This window comes from Providencia sp. wls1914 (assembly GCF_009706645.1).
GTDB classification, from domain to species: Bacteria; Pseudomonadota; Gammaproteobacteria; order Enterobacterales; family Enterobacteriaceae; genus Providencia; species Providencia zhijiangensis.
Genome location: NZ_WLUN01000010.1, coordinates 15,848 through 40,673 on the forward strand (window position 1 = coordinate 15,848; position 24,826 = coordinate 40,673).

Genomic DNA, 24,826 nt, shown 5'->3' on the forward strand with positions numbered 1-24,826 from the left:
AAAAACTAGCCGCAACGCCTTACCATTACTCCTCCGAACTCCAGACAAGCAACTTTCTTTCGATAAACCCGCTATTGGCGCTTTACGCCCTATAGCCTGTGACGATGTCAGGAAATTGCTATGTCCAATAATGCTAATAATTCAGTTATACCGAGTACCGATATTTCCCCTAAAGCTGCGCCAGCACGCACTCGAAAAGAGCAACGTGACGCCGCAGAAGACTTTATCAATACCCTTTCCGGTGTTTCATTCCCTAACTCTGAACGTATTTACCTGCAAGGCTCGCGGGACGACATCCAAGTTCCCATGCGCGAAATCCAGCTCTCCCCGACACTTATCGGCGGTGACAAAGATAATCCCAAGTTTGAAGATAACGAAGCCGTTCCTGTGTATGACACTTCAGGCCCTTACGGCGACCCAGCTTCTGAACTCAATGTTCACAAAGGATTGAAAAAAATCCGTGCACCGTGGATCAGTGAACGCGCCGATACCGTTGCCGTCGAAAACCTAAGTTCCGACTTTACCCAGCAGCGCTTAGCGGATGCGGGCTTAGACCACCTGCGCTTTAATAATCGCCCTGCACCACTGAAAGCGCAAACAGGCAAATGCGTCACTCAGTTGCATTATGCTCGCCAAGGCATTGTGACCCCTGAAATGGAATTTATCGCCATTCGTGAAAATATGGGGCGTGAACGTATTCGCAGCGAAGTTTTAAGGCAACAACATCCAGGGCAAAGCTTCGGTGCTATTTTGCCAGAAAATATTACGCCGGAATTTGTACGCCAAGAAGTGGCTGCGGGTCGCGCTATCATCCCTGCGAATATTAACCATCCAGAATCTGAGCCGATGATTATCGGGCGCAATTTCTTAGTGAAAGTGAACGCGAATATCGGTAACTCCTCGGTGACTTCATCCATCGAGGAAGAGGTGGAAAAACTGATTTGGTCTACTCGCTGGGGCGCAGATACGGTGATGGATTTATCCACTGGTCGCTATATTCACGAAACCCGCGAATGGATTTTACGTAATAGCCCAGTACCAATTGGTACCGTGCCTATCTACCAAGCCCTCGAAAAAGTGAACGGCGTTGCTGAAAACCTCACTTGGGAAATGTTCCGCGATACCCTGCTAGAACAAGCCGAACAAGGGGTAGATTACTTCACTATCCACGCTGGGGTTTTACTGCGCTACGTGCCAATGACGGCGAAGCGCCTGACCGGCATTGTCTCCCGAGGCGGCTCTATCATGGCGAAATGGTGTTTATCCCACCACCAAGAGAACTTTCTGTATGAGCATTTCCGTGAAATTTGCGAAATTTGCGCCGCTTATGATGTATCGCTGTCTCTTGGAGATGGGTTACGTCCGGGTTCTGTGCAAGATGCCAACGATGAAGCGCAATTCTCAGAGCTGCATACCTTAGGTGAACTAACCAAAATTGCGTGGGAATACGATGTGCAGGTAATGATTGAAGGCCCGGGGCATGTGCCAATGCAGATGATCCGCCGCAATATGACCGAAGAGCTAGAGCATTGCCACGAAGCGCCATTCTATACTTTAGGCCCCCTAACCACCGATATCGCTCCGGGCTATGACCACTTCACTTCCGGTATTGGCGCGGCGATGATTGGCTGGTTTGGTTGTGCAATGCTGTGCTACGTGACGCCAAAAGAGCACCTTGGTTTACCGAACAAAGAAGATGTCAAACAGGGGCTGATCACCTATAAAATTGCTGCCCACGCGGCTGACCTCGCGAAAGGTCATCCAGGGGCGCAGATTCGTGATAATGCGATGTCCAAAGCGCGTTTTGAGTTCCGTTGGGAAGACCAGTTTAACCTCGCCCTAGACCCTGAAACCGCTCGTAAATATCACGATGAAACCTTGCCGCAAGCGTCAGGGAAAATCGCCCACTTCTGCTCTATGTGTGGACCAAAATTCTGCTCCATGAAAATTTCCCAAGAAGTTCGTGACTATGCTGCACAAAAGGAAGCGGGTATGGAGCAGATGTCGGAAGCATTCCGTGCTCACGGTAGCGAACTCTATCATGGGACTGAGATTGCTGAGGTCGTGAGTGATGAACAAAACGCTTAATCTCCCAAAAAGTCCATTTCCACCGACCGAGCATTGCCTCGGTCTATATCCGGTTGTGGATTCTATTGAATGGATTGAACGCCTGCTAAATGCAGGTGTTTCCACCTTGCAATTGCGCATCAAAGACAAGCAAGACCACCAAGTTCGCGATCAAATTCAGCAAGCAATAACGCTTGGCAAGCAGCATAACGCCCGATTATTTATTAATGACTATTGGCGTTTAGCCATAGAGCTGGGCGCCTATGGCGTACACTTAGGGCAAGAAGATCTGGAAACCACCGACCTAGTTGCTATTCACCAAGCTGGGCTACGGTTGGGGATCTCCACCCACGATCCTGATGAAGTCGCGATTGCCAAAACCGTGCGTCCGTCTTATATCGCCCTTGGGCATATCTTCCCAACCCAGACCAAGCAGATGCCCTCCTCGCCACAAGGTTTAGAGGCGTTAAAGCAGATGGTAGAGGAGACGCCAGACTATCCGACCGTGGCCATCGGTGGGATCTCCATTGACCGCGTACCTGCGGTGCTTGCCACTGGCGTTGGCAGTGTAGCGGTTGTCAGTGCCATCACCCAAGCCGATGATTGGCAAAGTGCAACACGAACATTGCTGGATCTGGTTGAATCGACCTCTCGCTTAAAGGAAAACGACCATGCTCAATGATCTCGAATTTATGCGTTATAGCCGCCAATTGCTGCTTGAGGATGTCAGTCCTGAAGGGCAACAAAAACTCAAACAGAGCAAGGTATTGATTGTCGGTTTAGGTGGACTAGGCTCCCCTGCAAGTTTGTATCTCGCGGGGGCGGGTGTCGGTGAATTATGGATAGCGGATCATGATGACCTGCATGTGTCTAACTTGCAGCGCCAAGTGCTGTATGACACACAGGATATTAACCAGTCGAAAGCTCAGCTGGCCGCAGCGCGTTTAAAGCGGCTTAATCCCCATACCAAGATGCACATTTTCCAACAAAAGCTGGATGCTGAAAGTTTGCTTCCCTTAGTGGAGCAGGTGGATTTGGTGCTGGATTGCTGTGACAACATGGCCACTCGCCATGCGGTCAATGCCGCGTGCGTCATTAGCAATATCCCGCTCGTCAGTGGCAGTGCCGTTGGCTTTGGCGGGCAATTGATGGTGCTTGAGCCGCCTTTTCAATCGGGCTGCTACGCCTGCTTGTATCCCGACCAAGAAGAGCCTCAACGTAACTGCCGCACAGCGGGAGTATTGGGGCCAGTGGTAGGTGTGATTGGCACGTTACAAGCGTTGGAAGCCATCAAATTGCTGGTGGGGTTACCCTCTCCGTTAAGTGGAAAACTGCGCCTGTTTGATGGAAAGCAGCAGCAATGGAATACCTTGCAACTCACTCGATCAAAACAGTGTCCCGTCTGCCGAGAAGCTACATGCATATCATAATCAATGACCAGCCGATGGAGGTTGAATCGCCCATAACCGTCCACCAGCTATTAACACAACTCGGGCAAAGTACATCCGGCTCAGCACTGGCGATTAACCAAATAATCATTCCCAAAAGCCAGTGGGAGAGCCATTTTTTGAATGAACAAGACAACATTCTGCTGTTTCAAGCTATCGCAGGGGGTTAATGATGTTAAAAATTTCTGATGTCACTTTTCAGTCACGTTTATTTACTGGAACAGGCAAGTTTGCCAATCCAACATTAATGCAGCAAGCCATCCAAGCATCGGGTAGCCAGCTGGTGACCATGGCGATGAAGCGCGTTAATTTACGCGGGCAAGATGACGGTATTTTGCAGCCACTTCAAGAGTTGGGAGTTAAGTTACTTCCCAACACGTCCGGCGCGAAGAATGCCCAAGAAGCTATTTTTGCCGCACGTCTCGCTCGTGAAGCCCTCGGCACTCATTGGGTAAAACTCGAAATCCATCCCGATGTCCGTTACTTATTGCCAGATCCTATTGAAACGTTACTCGCCGCAGAGCAACTGGTTAAAGAAGGGTTTGTCGTGTTGCCGTATTGCAGCGCGGATCCCGTGTTATGTAAGCGACTGGAAGAAGTGGGCTGCGCGGCGGTGATGCCTCTCGGCGCGCCAATTGGTACCAATAAAGGCTTAGTGACCAAGGAGATGCTGCAAATTATCATCGAACAGGCCAATGTACCCGTGGTGGTGGATGCAGGAATTGGTGCCCCTAGCCACGCTGCCGAAGCCATTGAAATGGGGGCTGATGCGGTACTAGTCAATACAGCCATCGCTGTCGCTAAACAGCCCGTATTAATGGCACAAGCCTTTAAAATGGCAGTTGAAGCGGCACAACTCGCTCGTCAAAGTGGGCTTGCGGCACCCAAACAGCGAGCAGAGGCATCCAGCCCTCTGACTCAATTTTTGGAGGCGCTGCAATGATTGAAAGCTTTCGGGAGCGTTGGGAACAGCTGGATTGGGACGATCTCACATTACAGATCAATAGCAAAACCGCCGCGGATGTAGAGCAAGCATTACAGAGTGATACATTGACTCTCGATGACTTTATGGCGCTACTTTCCCCTGCGGGGCGGCATTACATCGAACCGATGGCACAAAAGGCGCAGCGCTTAACACGTCAACGCTTTGGTCATACTGTTGGATTTTATGTTCCTCTGTACCTTTCCAATTTATGTGCCAATGACTGTACCTATTGCGGGTTTTCGATGAGCAACCGCATTAAGCGCAAAACCCTCGATGACGCCGAAATTGTCCGTGAATGTGAAACCATCCGCCAAATCGGTTTTGACAGTTTGCTCTTGGTAACGGGTGAACATCAAACCAAAGTCGGAATGGACTATTTTCGCCGCCATATTCCAGTGATCCGCTCCTATTTCAGTTCGCTCATGATGGAGGTTCAACCCTTATCAACCGAAGAGTATCGCGAGCTAAAAACCTTGGGATTAGATGGCGTGATGGTATACCAAGAAACCTACCATGAGCCGACTTATCAACTTCATCATTTAAAAGGCAAAAAACAGGATTTTCATTGGCGATTAGCAACGCCAGAGCGCCTTGGCCAAGCGGGTGTTGATAAAATTGGATTGGGAGCATTAATTGGGCTTTCCAGTAGCTGGCGAACGGATTGTTATATGGTGGCAGAACATCTGCTGTATATGCAGCAATACTATTGGCAGAGCCGCTATTCCATTTCATTTCCACGCCTACGCCCTTGTGCAGGGGGAATCGAGCCCGCCTCACTGATGGGGGATGCGGAGCTGGTTCAGTTAATCTGTGCATTTCGCTTGCTTGCCCCGACTGTGGAATTGTCGCTGTCCACCCGAGAATCCCCTTATTTTCGGGATCATGTGGTACCACTGGCGATTAACAGTGTCAGTGCGGGCTCTAAAACTCAACCAGGAGGCTATGCGGATTCGAAAACCGAGTTAGAGCAGTTCTCGCCCCACGATAACCGCAGTGCTGCACAAGTCGCCCACGCCTTAGTGCAAGCAGGGCTACAACCTGTTTGGAAAGATTGGGATGGCTACTTAGGACGTTAACGGTTCCATTTTCAATGGGAAATATTGAATAGAATATTTCCCATTAAATGGAACTTGGAGAATATGACGTTTGATTTTTAAATAATAATATTAATCTGATCACAAAAACTAAAAGAATACGTCATTAGTCTGACTGAATTAAAATATTAATAATATTTAAAAAATATTTTAATAGTTTTTTAAACTACGATGACATTATGATAATAGTATAACTGAATTTTAAATTTTTATTATCTTCGTTAAATAACAATTTAAGTTAGGAAAGTTGAATATCTAGCATTAAATATAACCAGCGGTAACCAACCAAAAATACTTTATTTATATCAACTAGATAAATTAATCTTCCGTTGAGTATTTTGTGATGCATATTCTAATTTAATAATTAAATATTGCCACTTCTATTCCTCTTTTTTAATCACTCTGTGTCTTTAGTCAAAAAAATAACTGGTCAGATATTTATTTTGTCGTTATTCATGATAAAAGAATATTGCAACGAAGTGATGTTTGTCTTCATTGCAATAATGAAAGTATAAAAATAATGCATCACGATGATGCTGGAGAATGAGAATAATGAATATTGTTGACCGTTTTATTTCTTATACAAAAATTAACACCACCACGAATAGGGAAAAAGGCGCCGCAGGCATCATGCCATCCTCTGAAGGCCAGCGCGTTCTTGCCAAACAGTTAGTTCAAGAGTTAGAAGGCTTAGGCTTACAGGATATCAAACTACGTGATACGGCTATCGTGACCGCAACACTGCCTTCCAACCTTGATTACAAAGTGCCTACAGTGGCATTTTTCGGTCACTTAGATACCAGCGCAGAACAAACTAACGACACCAAAGCGCAAATTTTGCCTTACAACGGCGAAGATATTTGCATGAACAAAGAACTCAATATTTACCTGCGTAAAAGTGAGTTCCCAGAATTAGAAAATTACCTTGGTGATGACATCATCGTCACCGACGGTACCAGCCTGTTAGGCGCTGATGATAAAGCGGCTATCGCCTCGATAATGGATATGTTGCAGTACTTTAAACAAAACCCAGACATCAAACACGGGGACATCAAAGTGGGCTTCGTTCCGGATGAAGAACAAGGTCTACGCGGCGCGAAAGTATTTGATGTGAAAGAGTTTGGTGCCGATTTTGCCTACACATTAGACTGCTGCGGTATTGGCGAGTTGGTGTATGAAAACTGGAACGCTGGGGATGTTGAAATCGTCTTTACAGGTAAATCAGCTCACCCAATGTCCGCGAAAGGCAAACTGGTGAACTCCCTGCTAATGGCACAGAAATTTATCGCGATGCTGCCAGGCGGCGAAGCACCTGAATATACCGAAAACCGTGAAGGTTATTACTGGGTTAAGCAGATGTCCGGTAACAGCGCTCGCACAGTGCTGAAAATGGATGTGCGTGACTTCACCGAAGAGGGCTACCGCGCTCGTATGGCATTCCTGAAAAAATTAGCGGGTCACTGTGAAGACTTATGGGGACCAGAAAGTGTCACTTGCACTTTAGCTGACCGTTACTCAAACGTGTTCAACAGCTTACAAGGTGAAAACCGTTATCCAATCGATATTGCCCACGCCGCTTATGAAGCTTGTGGTATTACGCCAAAAGTGATCCCAATGCGTGGAGGCTATGATGGAGCCGCGCTTTCACAAAATGGACTTCCTTGCCCGAATATTTTCACCGGTGCTCATAACTTCCACTCGATTTATGAATATCTGCCAGTGAAATCCCTGTATGCCGCCAGTGATGTTTTAAAACAAGTGGTACAAATTACGGCTGAACGTTTCAAGCCAGGAGCTAAAGCATGATCCCAATTCTAACGGTTCTGATTATCGTTGTTTTGGTTGCTCGCTTTATTTTGAAGGGATACAAAGCTGAACCCGTGTTATTAATTGCGGGTTTGGCATTGATGATTTTCACTCTAGCCTTAGGCTGGGGTCCGATCCTACCGAAAAGCGTCGCAACCACGGGCATTACTTGGCTTGATCCGTTTGAAGTGATGCGCGACCTATTTAGTAGCCGTGCTGCTGATCTTGGTCTGATGATCATGGCATTAATGGGTTTTGCTCACTATATGGATCATATCGGTGCCAACGAAGCCGTGGTACGTGTTGCAACTAAGCCTCTGAAAAATATGCGCTCGCCTTATGTGCTGCTATTTTTCTCATTCTTGTTAGCGAGTATCTTACAGTTAGCTATTCCATCGGCGACAGGCTTAGCCGTGCTGTTAATGGGTACGATGTTCCCAATTATGATTGGTTTGGGACTCTCTCCTGCCTCTGCCGCTGGGGTTATCGCAACATCCCTTGGGGTTGCTTATACACCAACCGCGATTGATGCTATCCGTGGTGCGAAAGCCGTTGATATGTCTGTCGTTGAATATGTCCTTTACTACCAAGGGCCTGCGGCATTAGCCACGGTGCTAGTGGTCGGTATTACCCATATTTTCTGGCAACGTCATTGTGACCGAAAACAGGGTTTCGTCCCTGAAATCGGTAAAGCAGTCCAGTCTCACGACAAAGAAGCAACAACCAAATCGGTACCGGGCTACTATGCCATTTTACCGATGCTGCCAATCATTATGGCGGTCGGCTCTTCCAACCTGTTCTTTGAGGGAGTTCATCTCGATGTTGTGACCATCGTACTGATTGCTATGGCGATTTGTATGGTACTGGAAACCATCCGAGTACGTAACTTCAAGCAAGTGTGTAATGGCTTTCAAACCTTTTTGAATGGGATGGGGCATGCGTTCAGTAACGTAGTCGGGCTGTTAGTCGCTGCGGGCGTGTTTGCTCACGGGATCAAAGTCAGTGGTGCCATCGACCAGTTAATCCTTGGCGCTGAATCCGTTGGTTTACCACCGTTTGCAATGGCGATTGTGTTCGCCTTAGTCACCTTAGCTGCCGCAATCATTATGGGTTCTGGTAACGCACCATTCTTAGCATTCGTGGAATTGATCCCTCAAATTGCACACAGCATGGGGGTTAACCCAATTGCGATGATCCTGCCAATGCAGCAGGCTTCTCATATGGGGCGCGGCATGTCTCCGGTTTCGGGGGTGATAATCGCCGTATCCAGTGGTGCCAAACTTCAGCCATTCGATGTGGTGAAACGAACTGCCATACCGTTGATGGTGGGCTTTGTGGCTCACTGCGCAATTATCGGCATCTTCTACTAAATCTACTGTTATCTTTAATTAGGCCTGCAATTGCAGGCCTTTTTGTTATTATTTTTGACACTGGCAAGCTGAATGATGATGCGAGTGGTGGCTGTGATGGCTTTCGTTACCACAGCAAGCATCTATCGCCTTATTGATAATTTCAGCTAGCGTATTCACCGTTCCTAAGATAGTCGGCAGTTGGTCACAGACATTTGCACAGTCTGAACGCTCTGGATTTGGGATAGTCGGAGGGATCAAACTGTCACAAAGAATTTCTTGCAAGACTAAAGCGAAGTTGGCTATGCCAGTGGTGTAGATATAAGAACGCCCCCCCGTTTGCTCAGCTAGGCGGGCATATTCTTTTGTGACTCTGTCTCTATCCGCTAGGCTTGGGAAACGGTCAAGATTGGTTGGCGCATCATCCGGTGTCCCTTGATAGGTATACACTTTGACATGAGCATGTTGAGCAACGTCAATCGCTTCATTGTTTTTGGCTATTGCCGCACTGGTAAGTCGGCCACCTCCTCCCTCCATGCCTTCGTCACCTAAGACAAAAATGGCTCGACGAGCGCCATCACGCCAATCAAAGTATTTACTCACATCAATAACGGCACGACAAAGATCTTCTTTATTACCTGCATGGTCAATACCATCAGCCTCTTTAAAAGGTGGGCGCGCTTGTAGGCTGCTTTCGTTAACCCCTTTTAAGATTAAATAATCACTCACTGATTGATCAAACTTAGTACCAGACCAAACACCTTGTATCCCTAAGAATGTGGCGCGTAAATGTGATGGGCAATTTGCTGCCGCTTTTTCAATAGCAGCGTCAATTTGTTGGCTTAAATCCGTAGATTCATCAGACATGGAGCCGCTAGTATCAATCACCACGACCAAATCTAAGGCAATATCCCCCGTCCCTGTAACAAGCTGCGAGGTTTGATTAACCATAATACTTGGCGCTCCAAACGAAGCCATATTTTGCATCATGCTGCTAGACGTCATTTTATTATTATTTTCAATGTCATTACTTTCTGTATTTTTACCCATATTTATATTCCTGTTAAATTCATAGCATTTGACTTATTGGATTTTAATATTTGAATAATATATTTAGATAATATTTTTATGACGTATTTAACTACCCCCTAATTGATTCAATCGAGGGCGGTATTATTAATTTATTCGCATTTGCATTGACACAACAATTAATATCAACGCACTGATAAATATTAATTTCTTCAGTTAAAAATCAATTCATTAACAAATAAAATTAGTTAAATATTTTTACTCGACATCATATTTTCAGAAAAACAAAGTCTAATTAATTGAATTATAAAGCATACATTCATGAATCAATCACTACCCTTCAATTATTAGTAGTTCCTAATAAATGAGATAATGTTCATCACGTTATTGTTCACCTATATTACTTCAAAATTTTAATTGCCAAATTTATTCACCGTGAAAATAGTCAATTAAAAACACAAGCTTATAGAGAAATAGCTTCAACTATTTCCTAACTGAATTATTAATCCTAACTATAACCCTATATGAAATGAAAATATTAATAATACCAAGCCTTACTATTTTTAATTATCGCTCTCCCCAAGACACACCTTAATTACCATCTAATTCAATACACGACGACCAATCTCGAAAGTCCCAATAGCGGGCTTTCTTCTTATATGCATACAATGGAGACCCCATGAGTTTAAAGCAGCGCAGTTTAGTTCTCTTGCACACCACCCGTTTCGTCACTTTTGCGACACTCAGTCCTGAAAATGTTCCGTGGGCAACCACTGTCGAACCAAAAATTCTGTTCAATCCAGTGCGGTTTCTTTGGTATTCCGCTCATCAAAGCCAACATTCTCAAAATATTCGTTATCACTCTCAAGTGAGCGGAACACTGTTTAATTATCATTTACCTGAATTTGGTTCGGCTGGTTTTGATGGGGCTCAGTTTACGGGGGTTGCACGTGAATTATCAGTTGATGAGTCTGCGGATGCTTATCGTGAATTTCATCAAAATTCGCTTTTCGATGAGACTCAAAATGTGTTGCCTTCTATTGTCCTTGAGCAACTTCAAGAAAATGGTCATTCACGTTTTTATGAGCTTATTGTTGAACAGTGGTGGTTATTTGATATGGCTCACTGGTTGACGAGTCAAGAAAGTCGTCGCATTCCTGTGCCACTGAGTTACCTTAATAATGAATAGCTGGCAATTGGCAGGCAAAAAAAAACCGGTATCTTTCGATACCGGTTTCTACTAAGCGATTTGCAAATCAGAAATTAGTTCTGATTGTCGCTGGTGAAGCCTGCATTTAACAGTTCTGCTAAGTTCGCTGTTGCTTCATCTGCGCTAACTTGTGGAGCTTCCACAGCTTCGCTCAGATGGCGACGACGGATACGATCTTGGTGGTACGCGAAACCAGTACCAGCTGGGATCAGACGTCCAACAATAACGTTCTCTTTCAGGCCGCGTAATTCATCACGCTTACCTGCTACCGCTGCTTCTGTCAGTACGCGAGTTGTTTCTTGGAACGATGCCGCTGAGATAAAGGATTCTGTTGCCAGAGATGCCTTAGTAATACCCAACAGATCACGCTCAAAGTTAGCTGGAATCTTGCCTTCAGTTTCCAGTTTACGGTTAGAAACTTTAACTCGTGAGTATTCAACTTGCTCACCTTCGAGGAATTCAGAACTTCCTGCATCCGCGATGGTAACTTTACGCAGCATCTGACGAACGATAACTTCGATGTGTTTATCGTTAATCTTAACGCCTTGTAAGCGGTAAACTTCCTGAACTTCGTTGGTGATGTAACGAGTCACAGCATGAACACCACGCAGACGCAGGATGTCATGTGGAGACTCTGGACCATCAGAAACGACGTCACCGCGTTCAACGATTTCACCTTCGAATACGTTGAGTTGACGCCATTTAGGAATCATCTCTTCGTATGGCTCACTTCCATCTAATGGAGTGATAACCAGACGGCGTTTCCCTTTGGTTTCTTTACCAAACGAGATAATACCGCTGATTTCAGCCAGGATCGCAGGCTCTTTCGGACGACGAGCTTCGAACAGGTCAGCAACGCGTGGCAGACCACCCGTGATATCTTTAGTACCTACGGATTCTTGTGGAATACGCGCTAAAGTATCACCGACGTTGATAGCGATGCCATCATCTAACTGAACAATTGCGTTACCCGGTAAGAAATACTGAGCAGGCATGTCCGTGTTAGGGATCAGAACATCTTTACCATTCGCATCGATTACACGCAGTGCAGGACGTAAGTCTTTACCAGCACTGGTACGCTCAGCGGTATCCATAACAACGATTGAAGATAGACCGGTTAACTCATCAGTTTGACGAGTCATTGACAGACCTTCAAGCATGTCGGAGAAGCTGATGATACCAGATACTTCACTGACAACTGGCATGGTATGTGGATCCCAGTTTGCAACGGTTTCACCGCCGATCACTGCTGCACCATCACCTTTCGTCAAGTGCGCACCGTAAGGAACTTTATAGCTCTCTTTAGTACGACCGAATTCGTCAATCAGACGCAGTTCTGTATTACGAGAAGTAATTACCAGCTTGCCTTCTGAGTTAGTAACATATTTCGCGTTGAACAGTTTCAACGTACCTGTGTTACGAACTTGGATGCTAGATTCTGCTGCCGCACGAGATGCCGCACCACCGATGTGGAACGTACGCATCGTCAGCTGTGTACCCGGCTCACCGATTGATTGTGCCGCGATAACACCGATAGCTTCACCTTTGTTGATGATATGACCACGAGCAAGGTCACGACCATAACAGTGAGCACACACACCGAAGTCAGTTTCACAACTTACTACGGAACGTACTTTCACACTGTCAACAGAGTTAGCTTCTAACAGGTCACACAGTTTTTCGTGTAACAGTGTATTACGTGGAACCAGAATATCTGCAGTACCTGGGATCAGGATATCTTCTGCAGTTACACGTCCAAGTACACGTTCACGCAGTGGTTCTTTAACGTCGCCACCCTCGATAACCGGAGTCATCAGGATACCTTCGTGAGTACCACAGTCATCTTCAGTGACAACCAAGTCCTGAGCAACGTCAACTAAACGACGAGTCAGATAACCGGAGTTCGCAGTTTTCAATGCGGTATCCGCAAGACCTTTACGAGCACCGTGGGTAGAAATAAAGTACTGGAGAACGTTCAGACCTTCACGGAAGTTCGCCGTGATTGGCGTTTCGATGATGGAGCCATCTGGCTTAGCCATCAGACCACGCATACCGGCCAGCTGACGAATCTGCGCTGCAGAACCACGAGCACCGGAGTCGGCCATCATAAAGATACTGTTGAAGGAAACTTGTTGTTCTTCTTGGCCGTCACGGTTAATGACTGCTTCAGTAGACAAGTTTTCCATCATCGCTTTAGCAACACGTTCGTTTGCTGCTGCCCAGATATCGATAACTTTGTTGTAACGTTCGCCTGCTGTAACCAGACCAGACTGGAACTGTTCCTGAATTTCTGCAACTTCTGCTTCTGCTTCGGCGATGATCCCAGCTTTTTTCTCTGGAATAACCATATCGTCGATACCAACCGATGCACCAGAACGTGCCGCGTAGGCAAAACCGGTATACATGATTTGGTCCGCAAAAATAACAGTTGGTTTCAGACCCAGTACGCGGTAACAGGTGTTCAGCATTTTGGAGATTGCTTTCTTACCTAACGCCTGGTTAACCAGAGAGTAAGGCAGACCTTTCGGTACGATCATCCATAAAATTGCACGGCCAACAGTGGTATCAACTAAACCAGTGTTAATCGTAATGTTACCTTCGCTGTCTTTCACTTCTTCAGTGATACGAACTTTAACGCGGGCATGCAGTGAAGCATGACCTGAACGGTAAACACGCTCAGCTTCTTTAGGACCGGCTAAAACCATGCCCTCGCCTTTCGCGTTTACGCAGTCGCGCGTCATGTAGTAGATACCTAATACAACGTCCTGAGAAGGAACGATGATTGGCTCACCACTTGCCGGAGACAGGATGTTGTTGGTTGACATCATCAACGCACGTGCTTCTAACTGAGCTTCCAGAGTCAGAGGAACGTGTACCGCCATTTGGTCACCATCGAAGTCGGCGTTATATGCCGCACAAACGAGTGGGTGCAATTGGATAGCTTTACCTTCGATCAGAATTGGTTCGAAAGCTTGGATACCCAGACGGTGAAGTGTTGGTGCACGGTTCAGCATAACTGGGTGTTCGCGGATAACTTCATCCAAGATATCCCAAACAACCGCTTCTTCGCGCTCAACCATTTTCTTCGCAGCTTTAATGGTTGTTGCCAGACCACGTAATTCTAATTTGCCGTAGATAAATGGTTTGAATAACTCAAGTGCCATTTTCTTAGGCAGACCGCACTGATGCAGACGCAGGTATGGACCTACGGTGATTACAGAACGACCTGAGTAGTCAACACGCTTACCAAGTAAGTTCTGACGGAAACGACCTTGTTTACCTTTGATCATATCTGCCAAAGATTTCAGAGGACGTTTGTTAGAACCTGTGATTGCGCGACCACGACGACCGTTATCTAACAGTGCGTCAACCGCTTCTTGCAGCATACGTTTTTCGTTACGTACGATGATGTCTGGCGCAGCCAGATCCAGAAGACGTTTCAGACGGTTGTTACGGTTGATTACGCGACGATACAGATCGTTCAGATCCGACGTTGCGAAACGACCACCATCCAGTGGTACTAATGGACGCAGATCAGGTGGCAGAACTGGCAGAACGTTCAGGATCATCCACTCTGGTTTATTACCAGATTGAATAAACGCTTCTAACAGTTTGATACGCTTAGTCAACTTTTTACGCTTGGTTTCTGAGTTAGTTTCGTTTAACTCTTCACGCAGCGTTTCACACTCGTTCTCAAGATCGAGGTTTTTCAGCAGACCTTGGATTGCTTCCGCACCCATTTTCGCGTCGAATTCGTCACCGAACTCTTCTAGCGCATCTAAGTATTGCTCTTCTGTCAGAATCTGGGCGCGCTCAAGGCTGGTCATCCCGCCTTCAACAACAACATAAGATTCAAAATACAGAACGCGTTCGATATCGCGCAGTGGCATATCGAGCAGCAAACCGATACGTGATGGCAGTGATTTTAAGAACCAAATATGCGCAGTTGGAGACGCGAGTTCAATATGACCCATACGCTCACGACGCACTTTAGTTTGTGTAACTTCAACGCCACACTTCTCACAAATCACACCACGGTGTTTTAAACGCTTGTACTTACCGCACAGGCATTCGTAGTCTTTTACTGGCCCGAAAATACGCGCACAGAAAAGACCGTCACGCTCAGGTTTGAACGTACGGTAGTTAATGGTTTCTGGCTTTTTAACTTCACCAAATGACCATGAACGGATCATGTCAGGTGATGCCAGAGCAATCTTGATCGCATCAAACTCTTCGGTCTTGGTTTGCGCTTTCAGAAACTTAATTAAGTCTTTCACTAAATGGCTCCTGTCGGAGTTAGACCTGTCAGGTGAGTGCTCGAAGCGACTCTCCCCAAATCCCAGTGCTTACATGGGCCGGAAGGCAAACCTTCCGGCACAGAACGAATTACTCGTCTTCCAGCTCGATGTTGATACCCAGTGAGCGGATTTCTTTCAGCAATACGTTGAAAGATTCCGGCATACCAGGTTCCATCTGATGGCTGCCATCGACGATGTTTTTATACATCTTCGTACGGCCGTTAACGTCATCCGATTTAACTGTAAGCATTTCTTGAAGGGTATAGGCTGCACCGTATGCTTCCAGTGCCCACACTTCCATCTCCCCGAAACGCTGACCACCGAACTGCGCTTTACCACCCAGCGGTTGCTGAGTAACCAAGCTGTAAGAACCAGTTGAACGGGCGTGCATCTTATCGTCAACCAAGTGGTTCAGTTTCAGCATGTACATGTAACCTACGGTGACTTGACGCTCAAATTTCTCGCCAGTACGACCGTCGAACAATGTAATCTGACCTGAAGTTGGCAGACCGCCCAGTTTCAGCAGTTCTTTAATTTCTTTCTCTTTTGCACCATCAAACACTGGTGTTGCAATTGGCATACCTTTTCTCAGGTTCTCTGCCAAACGCATAACTTCTTCATCAGAGAAAGTATTTAAGTCAACTTTCTGACGCGGATCATCACCTAAATCGTAAGCTTTCTGGATGAATTCACGCAGTTTGGCAACTTCTTGCTGCTGTTTAAGCATAGCATTGATTTTTTCACCAATACCTTTAGCAGCCATACCTAAGTGAGTTTCCAGAATCTGACCGATGTTCATACGTGATGGTACGCCCAGTGGGTTCAGAACGATGTCAACTGGGTTACCGTTTTCATCGTAAGGCATGTCTTCAACTGGGTTGATTTTTGAGATAACACCTTTGTTACCATGGCGACCCGCCATTTTATCACCCGGTTGAATCTGACGTTTAACAGCCAGATAAACCTTAACAATTTTCAGTACGCCCGGTGCAAGGTCATCACCTTGAGTGATCTTGCGACGTTTTGCTTCCAGTTTCTTAGCGAACTCAGATTTCAGTTCATCGTACTGTTCAGCTAATTGCTCTAACTGGTTCTGTTTCTCTTCATCAGCTAATGCTAATTCTAACCAACGGTCACGAGGCAGTTTGTCCAGTTTATCAGCTTCAATACCACCGCTGATCAGTACAGAACGGATACGAGAGAACAGTGCAGATTCAAAAATACGCAGCTCTTCTGTTAAGTCTTTCTTCGCATCACGTAACTGAGTTTCTTCGATTTCCAGAGCACGTTTGTCTTTCTCTACGCCATCACGGGTAAATACTTGTACGTCGATAACCGTACCAGATACGCCGTTAGGAATACGTAAAGAAGAGTCTTTAACGTCTGAAGCTTTTTCACCGAAGATAGCACGCAGCAGTTTTTCTTCTGGCGTTAATTGGGTTTCACCTTTAGGGGTAACTTTACCAACCAGAATGTCTCCGCCTTTCACTTCTGCACCGATATAAACGATACCGGATTCATCAAGTTTAGACAGTGCTGCTTCACCAACGTTTGGAATATCCGCAGTGATCTCTTCAGGCCCTAATTTGGTGTCACGAGACACACAAGAGAGTTCCTGAATGTGAATAGTTGTGAAACGGTCTTCTTGAACAACACGCTCAGAAACTAAGATGGAGTCTTCGAAGTTATAACCATTCCATGGCATGAATGCCACGCGCATGTTTTGACCCAGTGCTAATTCGCCGAGGTCTGTTGAAGGACCATCTGCTAACACATCACCACGTTCAACTGGTTCACCTAAAGATACGCAAGGCATCTGGTTAATACAGGTGTTCTGGTTAGAACGAGTGTATTTAGTCAGGTTATAGATATCGATTCCAGCTTCGCCCGGATACATCTCATCTTCGTTAACTTTGATAACGATACGAGAAGCATCAACGTATTGAACTGAACCACCACGTCTTGCAACAGCAGTAACACCGGAGTCAACCGCTACTGCACGTTCCATACCTGTACCAACTAATGGTTTGTCAGCACGTAAAGTAGGAACCGCTTGACGTTGCATGTTCGCACCCATCAATGCACGGTTGGCGTCATCGTGTTCAAGGAATGGGATCAGTGACGCACCAACAGAAACAACCTGTTGAGTCGAAACGTCCATATATTCAACTTGTTCACGGCTGAATAAGCTTGACTCGCCTTTGTTACGGCAAGTAACTAATTCTTCGATGAAACGGCCATCGTCGCTTAATACGGTGTTTGCCTGAGCAATGATGAAGTTACCTTCTTCGATTGCAGACAGGTAATGGATTTCATCAGTTACGATGCCATCACGGACTAAACGGTATGGAGTTTCTAAGAAACCGTACTCATTGGTCTGTGCATAAACAGATAATGAGTTGATCAGACCGATGTTCGGACCTTCAGGGGTTTCGATTGGACAAACACGACCATAGTGAGTTGGGTGTACGTCACGTACTTCGAAGCCTGCACGTTCACGAGTCAGACCACCTGGGCCTAATGCAGAGATACGACGTTTATGCGTAATTTCAGACAGTGGGTTGTTCTGGTCCATAAATTGAGACAGCTGGCTGGAACCAAAGAACTCTTTAACTGCTGCTGAAATTGGCTTAGCGTTGATCATATCCTGTGGCATTAATGCATCGAGGTCGCCCAGAGAAAGACGCTCTTTCACTGCACGCTCAACACGAACCAGACCTACACGGAATTGGTTCTCAGCCATTTCGCCAACGGAACGAATACGACGGTTACCTAAGTGGTCGATATCATCGACTTCGCCTTTACCGTTACGGATATCGATGAGTTTACGCATAACATCAATGATGTCTTCTTCACTCAGGATACCAGAACCTTCGATTTCATCACGGTTCAGTGAACGGTTGAACTTCATACGACCTACAGCAGACAAGTCGTAACGGTCTTCAGAGAAGAACAGGTTATCGAACAGGTTTTCTGCAGCTTCGCGTGTTGGCGGCTCACCAGGGCGCATCATACGGTAGATTTCTACCAGTGCACTTAAACGATCGTTAGTTGGGTCGACGCGAACGGTTTCAGAGATATAAGCACCGTGGTCTAAGTCGTTGGTGAACAATGTTTCGATTGTTTTGTGACCAGACTGGCTCAGACGTGCCAACATATCTAATGACAGTTCCATGTTCGCTGCACAAATCAGCTCACCGGTGCTCTCATCGATGTAATCTCTTGCAACAACTTTACCTGCGATGTATTCAACAGGAACTTCGATATTGCTAACTTCTTCTTTTTCTAACTGACGAATATGACGAGCAGTGATACGACGGCCTTTTTCAACATAAACTTTGCCGTTTGCTTCGATATCGAAAGAAGCAGTTTCGCCACGCAGACGCTCAGGAACCAGCGTCATCATCAGTTTGTTATCGCGGATTTGGAATACAGTTTTGTCGAAGAACAGATTTAAGATTTCTTCGGTGTTGTAATCCATTGCACGCAGAATAATGGTCGCAGGTAATTTACGGCGACGGTCAATACGTACAAACAGGTTATCTTTCGGATCGAATTCGAAATCAAGCCATGAACCACGGTAAGGAATAATACGTGCGTTATACAGCACTTTACCTGAAGAGTGAGTTTTACCTTTATCGCTATCGAAGAATACACCAGGACTACGGTGTAACTGGGAAACGATAACACGCTCAGTACCGTTGATAACAAAAGTTCCGTTTTCAGTCATGAGTGGAATTTCACCCATGTAAACTTCTTGTTCTTTGATGTCTTTAACGGTGCCTTCTGGAGCTTCTCGCTCATACACGATCAGGCGCAGTTTTACACGCAGTGGTGCAGAATAGGTCACGCCGCGAATTTGACATTCTTTAACGTCAAAAACAGGCTCGCCTAAACGATAGCTGACATATTGCAGTTCAGCATTACCGCTGTAACTCTGAATTGGGAATACGGAACGGAAAGCAGCTTCCAGACCATTCTGGCCATCAGGATCTTGCTCGATAAACTTCTGGAACGAGTCAAGTTGGATGGAAAGGAGATAAGGTATATCCAAAACTTGTGGACGTTTACCAAAATCCTTACGAATACGTTTTTTCTCGGTATAGGAGTAAACCATAGGTTTCCTCAGCTCGTTGATCAGTGACCCAAATCGTTCGCCTTTAGATTAAGGGCAGAACAGGAACGCGTTTTTTGAAGAAATGGAAAATGAATACTTTCCTGAATACCCATTTCTATTACTCTTAAATCATTTCATTGCGTTGCAGTTGCTACCGAGCTACCCGAGCGGGTCGTAGCGCAGAACACAGTATATTAAGTCGTCAAATAGAAAGAAGTATTGGAGGGTTGTTTGTTAACATTAAAACTGCGTGAAAAGCTGTTAACACCCATCACGCTTTACAGCGCAAAAAGGCTGGTGATTAAAAAATCACCAGCCATCAGCCTAATTACTTAAGCTGCGTTCTTGAAATTGAACTTATTTAAGTTCAACAGAAGCGCCTGCTTCTTCAAGAGATTTTTTCAGAGTTTCAGCTTCGTCTTTGCTTGCAGCTTCTTTGATAACTGCTGGAGCTGATTCTACCATGTCTTTAGCTTCTTTCAGGCCAAGACCGGTTGCACCACGAACTGCTTTGATAACTGCAACTTTGTTCGCACCAACAGATGCCAGAACAACGTCGAATTCAGTTTTTTCTTCAGCAGCTTCAGCTGGGCCCGCAGCAACAGCAACAGCTGCAGCAGCAGAAACGCCGAATTTTTCTTCCATCATAGTAATCAGTTCAACAACGTCCATTACAGACATTTCTGCAACTGCATCAAGGATTTGGTCTTTAGTGATAGACATAACAAGTGTTCCTAAAATTCAGAAATAGTTTATACGTTAAAAAGCAACGAAGGAAAGGGCTTATGCAGCTTCTTTCTGATCGCGCAGAGCAGCCAGAGTACGAACCAATTTGCCGGCAGCGGCTTCTTTCATGGTTGCCATCAGGCGTGCGATTGCTTCATCGTAAGTTGGGAGAGTTGCCAGACGATCGATATCTTTCGCTTGGATTAACTCACCTTCAAAGGCCGCAGCTTTAATCTCAAATGCTGGATTCGCTTTCGCGAACTCTTTGAACAGACGAGCGCCAGCGCCCGGATGTTCGTTAGAGAAAGCAATTAAGGTTGGACCAACAAACGCGTCTTTCAGTACATCATAAGCAGTACCTTCAACAGCACGGCGAATCAGCGTGTTACGAACAACACGGATATAAACGCCAGCTTCGCGACCTGCTTTACGCAGTTCAGTCATTTTTGCTACAGTTACGCCGCGTGAATCAGCAACAACTGCAGAAAGCGCGCCTTTGGCTACTTCGCTGACTTCAGCAACAATCGCTTGTTTGTCTTGAAGATTTAGTGCCATTAGCTTCTTGCTCCTGGATTAACCGGGAAAACCCGGGACTCACATCACTCAAACACAACATTATGTAAGAGCGCTAAAACACGGTGAGCAGAATAGAAATCCAGAATTAAATTCTAGGTATCTCTGTCACCGTCTACGCAGGTAAATTAAGTAGCTACTAGTAACTAATAAACTACACCTGCGGTCTTGGACGGGGTCTGGAAAGGCCAGACTCCATACCGAAATTTGTGGTTTGTTGGGCACATTTCTATACCCAACAAACTCGAGGCGTCAAATTTTATACAAATTTGCCGCAAAGGTAAAGCCTAATTGCCAATTAGCAGATGCTAACGGAATTAAACTGCTGCTGACAGACCAGATTGGTCGATAGCAACACCTGCGCCCATGGTAGTGGACAGGCTGATTTTCTTGATGAAAACGCCTTTAGCAGAAGCTGGTTTTGCTTTTTTCAGCGCGATCAGCAGTGCTTCTAAGTTTTCTTTCAGTTTGTCAGCGTCGAAATCAGCTTTACCGATAGTGGTGTGGATGATTCCGTTTTTGTCGTTACGGTAACGAACCTGACCAGCTTTAGCGTTATTAACCGCTTCAGCAACGTTAGGAGTTACAGTACCAACTTTCGGGTTTGGCATCAGACCACGTGGGCCCAGAACTTGACCTAATTGGCCAACAACGCGCATTGCATCTGGAGAAGCAATAACAACGTCAAAGTTCATTTCACCAGCTTTGATTTTATCAGCCAGATCTTCCATACCAACCAGTTCAGCGCCAGCAGCTTTAGCAGCTTCAGCGTTTGCGCCTTGTGCGAACACAGCAACGCGAACTGAACGGCCAGTACCGTTTGGCAGTACAGTTGCACCGCGAACGTTCTGGTCAGATTTACGAGCATCGATACCAAGATTGATAGCTACGTCAACGCTTTCAACGAATTTAGCAGTCGCTAATTCTTTCAGCAGAGCAACGGCTTCATTGATGTCATACTGTTTAGTTACATCAACTTTCTCACGGATATTGCGCATGCGCTTAGTCAGTTTAGCCATTCTATTAGTCCTCCACTACCAGGCCCATGGAACGAGCAGTACCAGCGATTGAACGCATCATCGCGTCAACGTCAGCACCAGTCATATCCGCAGCTTTAGTTTCTGCGATTTCGCGAACCTGTGCAGAAGTCACTTTACCAACTTTGTCTTTGTTCGGCTTACCAGAACCAGACTTAACGCCAGCCGCTTTTTTCAGCAGAACTGCTGCCGGTGGAGTTTTAGTTACGAAAGTGAATGAACGGTCTGCATAAACAGTAATAACAACAGGAATTGGTAAACCTTTTTCCAGGCTGTCTGTTTTTGCGTTGAACGCTTTACAGAATTCCATGATGTTCACACCTTGCTGACCCAGTGCTGGACCAACCGGTGGACTTGGGTTTGCCATACCAGCTGCTACTTGCAGCTTAACGTAGGCTTGTACTTTCTTAGCCATGAATATTTCCTCAAATTGGGTAATAACGCCTTAATGGATTAAGGCTCCCCGTTACATTAACGCCCCGCAACACACCGTTTGCGCAGTATGATGCCAAGCATAAAAAACAAAAGGCGCGAAATTGTATGAAAATTTCGCGCCTTTTGCAAGTCTGCTATTCGGATTAGTTAGGCTTTTTCTACCTGTCCGAAGTCTAACTCAACTGGAGTTGCACGACCAAAAATAGAAACAGAGACTTTTAAACGGCTCTTTTCATAGTCGATTTCTTCAACAACACCGTTGAAGTCAGCGAATGGACCTTCGCTAACACGAACCATTTCACCTGGTTCAAATAGCGTTTTAGGACGTGGCTTATCACCAACTTGTTGTAAGCGATTCATGATCGCATCAACTTCTTTATCACTAATTGGTGCTGGACGATCTGAAGTCCCACCGATAAAGCCCATTACACGCGGAACACTGCGTACTAAGTGCCAAGAGTCATCATTCATGACCATTTGAACTAATACGTAACCAGGGAAGAATTTACGCTCGCTCTTACGGCGCTGGCCGCTACGGATCTCAACAACTTCTTCAGTTGGAACCATAACATCGCCAAATAACTCTTCCATATTATGTAATTTGATATGTTCACGCAGAGACTGTGCTACGCGACCTTCAAAACCAGAGAATGCCTGAATGACATACCAGCGTTTTTTAGGTAAATCTGACATTTAGAATAACCTCAGGCTTGTAATAAATGAAACTAAACGCACTAGGATACCATCTAATCCCCACAGGATCAGTGACATTACAGCCGTTACAGCAGCAACAATCAAAGTCGTTTGTAATGCTTCCTGGCGAGTAGGCCAAATGACTTTCTTCACCTCGATGCGAGCTTCGCGCGCAAACGCCAGAGTTGCTTTACCTTTTGTGGTCCACAAAGCAACAGCACCAGCAATAGCTACTACAGCCACAACTGCAAAAGCACGCAGTGCGAGATTATATTGACGGAAGTAATAGTTGCCCACGATAGCAACAATTAATAAGACACAGACAACTACCCATTTGAAGATGTCTGCACTGCGTCCACTTCCTTGAGCTTCGCTATTCGCACTCATAATTCAACCTGTTACCATGAAGTATGTATAAAGCTCGCTTGCCTTACCTATGCAGTATGGCAATCAGAGCACACCAATAGAATATGCCAGCATACCCAGTAAATTTAATGACCACCCTATTTCGAAAATAAATTTCTTTTCGTGGCAGCGGTAAAATATACCATAACTTCTGAGCAAAACCTTAATAAATCTCATATAACTGTATCGGGCTCTCAATACAGTCAGTCAATCGTTGTTTCAGAGCCTATCTCACCAATAATTATGAAAACGATTGATGAGATAGGTTCTTAGGTTTAAGCGCTAACATTTTAAAAACTTGAGTATAAAAAGGGCATCAGTCGATGCCCTTTTTACTAAAGTGGTTCTTTCTTATTCAGAAAGAGCGGTATTATGCAATGATTCTTGCAACAACACCCGCACCTACAGTACGACCACCTTCACGGATTGCGAAACGTAAACCATCATCCATCGCGATTGGGTGAATCAGAGTCACGATCATGTTGATGTTGTCGCCTGGCATTACCATCTCTACGCCTTCTGGCAGTTCGATAGTACCGGTTACGTCAGTTGTACGGAAGTAGAACTGTGGACGGTAGCCTTTGAAGAATGGAGTATGACGACCACCTTCATCTTTGCTCAGAATATAAACTTCTGATTCGAATTGGGTGTGTGGCTTGATTGAACCTGGTTTAGCCAGTACTTGACCACGTTGAATTTCTTCACGCTTAGTACCACGCAGCAGAACACCAACGTTCTCACCCGCACGACCTTCGTCCAGCAGTTTACGGAACATTTCAACGCCAGTACAAGTTGTTTTAGCCGTTGCTTGGATACCAACGATTTCAACTTCTTCACCAACTTTGATGATACCACGCTCAACACGGCCTGTTACTACTGTACCACGACCAGAGATTGAGAATACGTCTTCGATTGGCAGCAGGAATGGCTTGTCAATTGCACGCTCTGGTTCTGGGATGTAAGAATCCAGGTAGCCTGCTAATTCAACAATTTTCGCTTCCCACTCTGGGTTGCCTTCCAGCGCTTTCAGTGCTGAACCGCGAACAACTGGAGTGTCGTCGCCTGGGAAATCGTATTGAGACAGAAGTTCACGAACTTCCATTTCAACTAATTCTAACAGTTCTTCGTCGTCTACCATGTCACATTTGTTCAGGAAAACGATGATGTAAGGAACACCTACTTGGCGACCTAACAGGATGTGCTCACGAGTTTGTGGCATTGGGCCATCAGTCGCAGCAACAACCAGAATTGCACCGTCCATCTGCGCAGCACCAGTGATCATGTTTTTAACATAGTCGGCGTGACCTGGGCAGTCTACGTGTGCGTAGTGGCGAGTTGGAGTGTCATATTCTACGTGAGAAGTAGAAATGGTGATACCACGCGCTTTTTCTTCTGGTGCGTTATCGATTTGGTCGAATGCACGAGCGTTACCGCCGTAAGTTTTAGCCAGAACAGTAGTGATTGCTGCTGTCAGGGTAGTTTTACCATGGTCAACGTGGCCGATTGTACCAACGTTAACGTGCGGTTTTGAACGTTCAAATTTTTCTTTAGACA

General features: G+C 45.7%; 16 protein-coding genes and 3 pseudogenes. 9 read left to right on the plus strand and 10 right to left on the minus strand.

Going from position 1 to position 24,826, the window contains the following annotated elements; translation table 11 throughout:
- Positions 1 to 120: 120 nt before the first annotated feature.
- The 8 genes and pseudogenes from thiC (at position 121) to dcuC (ending at position 8,770) form a co-directional block, all read left to right on the plus strand.
- Positions 121 to 2,088 (plus strand): phosphomethylpyrimidine synthase ThiC, encoded by a 1,968-nt coding sequence (thiC, locus tag GKR74_RS07770; RefSeq protein ID WP_154603142.1) that lies wholly within the window; start codon positions 121 to 123, stop codon positions 2,086 to 2,088.
- Positions 2,072 to 2,770: pseudogene (gene thiE, locus GKR74_RS07775) on the plus strand (thiamine phosphate synthase). Before thiC ends, thiE begins: the two are co-directional and overlap by 17 nt.
- Complete coding sequence (locus GKR74_RS07780) at positions 2,739 to 3,497, plus strand: HesA/MoeB/ThiF family protein (RefSeq protein WP_154603144.1); 759 nt, start codon at positions 2,739 to 2,741, stop codon at positions 3,495 to 3,497. Before thiE ends, GKR74_RS07780 begins: the two are co-directional and overlap by 32 nt.
- On the plus strand, positions 3,485 to 3,685 hold the full coding sequence (gene thiS, locus GKR74_RS07785; protein ID WP_154603145.1) for a sulfur carrier protein ThiS: 201 nt from the start codon (positions 3,485 to 3,487) through the stop codon (positions 3,683 to 3,685). Before GKR74_RS07780 ends, thiS begins: the two co-directional genes overlap by 13 nt.
- A 2-nt stretch (positions 3,686 to 3,687) precedes the next feature.
- A pseudogene (locus tag GKR74_RS07790) lies at positions 3,688 to 4,452 on the plus strand (thiazole synthase); the annotation flags it as partial.
- Positions 4,453 to 4,454: 2 nt separating this feature from the next.
- Positions 4,455 to 5,576, plus strand: a complete 1,122-nt coding sequence (gene thiH / locus GKR74_RS07795; RefSeq protein ID WP_154603146.1) for a 2-iminoacetate synthase ThiH — start codon at positions 4,455 to 4,457, stop codon at positions 5,574 to 5,576.
- 570 nt (positions 5,577 to 6,146) lie between these two features.
- Positions 6,147 to 7,412 (plus strand): annotated as a pseudogene (gene pepT, locus GKR74_RS07800) (peptidase T).
- A complete protein-coding gene (gene dcuC, locus GKR74_RS07805; protein WP_154603148.1) occupies positions 7,397 to 8,770 on the plus strand; it encodes a C4-dicarboxylate transporter DcuC in 1,374 nt (457 codons plus the stop codon). The pseudogene pepT and the gene dcuC overlap by 16 nt, the downstream one beginning before the upstream one ends.
- 48 nt (positions 8,771 to 8,818) lie before the next feature.
- Here the strand turns inward: dcuC and GKR74_RS07810 are convergent, their stop codons facing one another.
- Positions 8,819 to 9,799 carry a VWA domain-containing protein gene (locus GKR74_RS07810; RefSeq protein WP_420720235.1) on the minus strand — a complete coding sequence of 327 codons (981 nt, stop codon included), beginning with the start codon at positions 9,797 to 9,799 and terminating at the stop codon, positions 8,819 to 8,821.
- 658 nt (positions 9,800 to 10,457) lie between these two features.
- Between GKR74_RS07810 and GKR74_RS07815 the strand changes: the two genes are divergently transcribed.
- Positions 10,458 to 10,967, plus strand: a complete 510-nt coding sequence (locus tag GKR74_RS07815; protein ID WP_154603149.1) for a pyridoxamine 5'-phosphate oxidase family protein — start codon at positions 10,458 to 10,460, stop codon at positions 10,965 to 10,967.
- Between the two features lie 74 nt (positions 10,968 to 11,041).
- Here the strand turns inward: GKR74_RS07815 and rpoC are convergent, their stop codons facing one another.
- The 9 genes from rpoC to tuf form a co-directional block, all read right to left on the minus strand.
- Positions 11,042 to 15,265, minus strand: a complete 4,224-nt coding sequence (gene rpoC / locus GKR74_RS07820) for a DNA-directed RNA polymerase subunit beta' (RefSeq protein ID WP_181477894.1) — start codon at positions 15,263 to 15,265, stop codon at positions 11,042 to 11,044.
- A gap of 109 nt (positions 15,266 to 15,374) precedes the next feature.
- On the minus strand, positions 15,375 to 19,403 hold the full coding sequence (gene rpoB / locus GKR74_RS07825) for a DNA-directed RNA polymerase subunit beta (RefSeq protein ID WP_036953635.1): 4,029 nt from the start codon (positions 19,401 to 19,403) through the stop codon (positions 15,375 to 15,377).
- A gap of 357 nt (positions 19,404 to 19,760) precedes the next feature.
- Positions 19,761 to 20,126 (minus strand): 50S ribosomal protein L7/L12, encoded by a 366-nt coding sequence (rplL, locus tag GKR74_RS07830; RefSeq protein WP_006657047.1) that lies wholly within the window; start codon positions 20,124 to 20,126, stop codon positions 19,761 to 19,763.
- Between the two features lie 60 nt (positions 20,127 to 20,186).
- Positions 20,187 to 20,684, minus strand: a complete 498-nt coding sequence (rplJ, locus tag GKR74_RS07835; protein WP_006657046.1) for a 50S ribosomal protein L10 — start codon at positions 20,682 to 20,684, stop codon at positions 20,187 to 20,189.
- A gap of 335 nt (positions 20,685 to 21,019) precedes the next feature.
- Entirely contained in the window at positions 21,020 to 21,721 is a 702-nt protein-coding gene (rplA, locus tag GKR74_RS07840; protein WP_132497207.1) for a 50S ribosomal protein L1, read from the minus strand.
- 4 nt (positions 21,722 to 21,725) lie between these two features.
- Complete coding sequence (rplK, locus tag GKR74_RS07845; RefSeq protein WP_006657044.1) at positions 21,726 to 22,154, minus strand: 50S ribosomal protein L11; 429 nt, start codon at positions 22,152 to 22,154, stop codon at positions 21,726 to 21,728.
- A 167-nt stretch (positions 22,155 to 22,321) separates the two neighbouring features.
- Positions 22,322 to 22,867, minus strand: coding sequence for a transcription termination/antitermination protein NusG (gene nusG, locus GKR74_RS07850; RefSeq protein WP_006657043.1), 546 nt, complete (start codon positions 22,865 to 22,867; stop codon positions 22,322 to 22,324).
- On the minus strand, positions 22,868 to 23,254 hold the full coding sequence (secE, locus tag GKR74_RS07855) for a preprotein translocase subunit SecE (protein ID WP_154603150.1): 387 nt from the start codon (positions 23,252 to 23,254) through the stop codon (positions 22,868 to 22,870).
- A 388-nt stretch (positions 23,255 to 23,642) separates the two neighbouring features.
- Positions 23,643 to 24,826, minus strand: a 1,184-nt coding sequence (gene tuf / locus GKR74_RS07860; protein ID WP_154601249.1) for an elongation factor Tu, incomplete at its 5' end; no start/stop codon positions are given.

Excerpts from the sequence above, each read along its gene's own strand:
- rplL (WP_006657047.1), bottom strand. The coding sequence starts at position 20,126 with ATGTCTATCACTAAAGACCAAATCCTTGATGCAGTTGCAGAAATGTCT.
- dcuC (WP_154603148.1), top strand. The coding sequence starts at position 7,397 with ATGATCCCAATTCTAACGGTTCTGATTATCGTTGTTTTGGTTGCTCGC.
- secE (WP_154603150.1), bottom strand. The coding sequence starts at position 23,254 with ATGAGTGCGAATAGCGAAGCTCAAGGAAGTGGACGCAGTGCAGACATC.
- rplJ (WP_006657046.1), bottom strand. The coding sequence starts at position 20,684 with ATGGCACTAAATCTTCAAGACAAACAAGCGATTGTTGCTGAAGTCAGC.
- GKR74_RS07815 (WP_154603149.1), top strand. The coding sequence starts at position 10,458 with ATGAGTTTAAAGCAGCGCAGTTTAGTTCTCTTGCACACCACCCGTTTC.
- rplA (WP_132497207.1), bottom strand. The coding sequence starts at position 21,721 with ATGGCTAAACTGACTAAGCGCATGCGCAATATCCGTGAGAAAGTTGAT.
- thiC (WP_154603142.1), top strand. The coding sequence starts at position 121 with ATGTCCAATAATGCTAATAATTCAGTTATACCGAGTACCGATATTTCC.
- GKR74_RS07810 (WP_420720235.1), bottom strand. The coding sequence starts at position 9,799 with ATGGGTAAAAATACAGAAAGTAATGACATTGAAAATAATAATAAAATG.
- thiH (WP_154603146.1), top strand. The coding sequence starts at position 4,455 with ATGATTGAAAGCTTTCGGGAGCGTTGGGAACAGCTGGATTGGGACGAT.
- rplK (WP_006657044.1), bottom strand. The coding sequence starts at position 22,154 with ATGGCTAAGAAAGTACAAGCCTACGTTAAGCTGCAAGTAGCAGCTGGT.
- rpoB (WP_036953635.1), bottom strand. The coding sequence starts at position 19,403 with ATGGTTTACTCCTATACCGAGAAAAAACGTATTCGTAAGGATTTTGGT.
- thiS (WP_154603145.1), top strand. The coding sequence starts at position 3,485 with ATGCATATCATAATCAATGACCAGCCGATGGAGGTTGAATCGCCCATA.
- GKR74_RS07780 (WP_154603144.1), top strand. The coding sequence starts at position 2,739 with ATGCTCAATGATCTCGAATTTATGCGTTATAGCCGCCAATTGCTGCTT.
- nusG (WP_006657043.1), bottom strand. The coding sequence starts at position 22,867 with ATGTCAGATTTACCTAAAAAACGCTGGTATGTCATTCAGGCATTCTCT.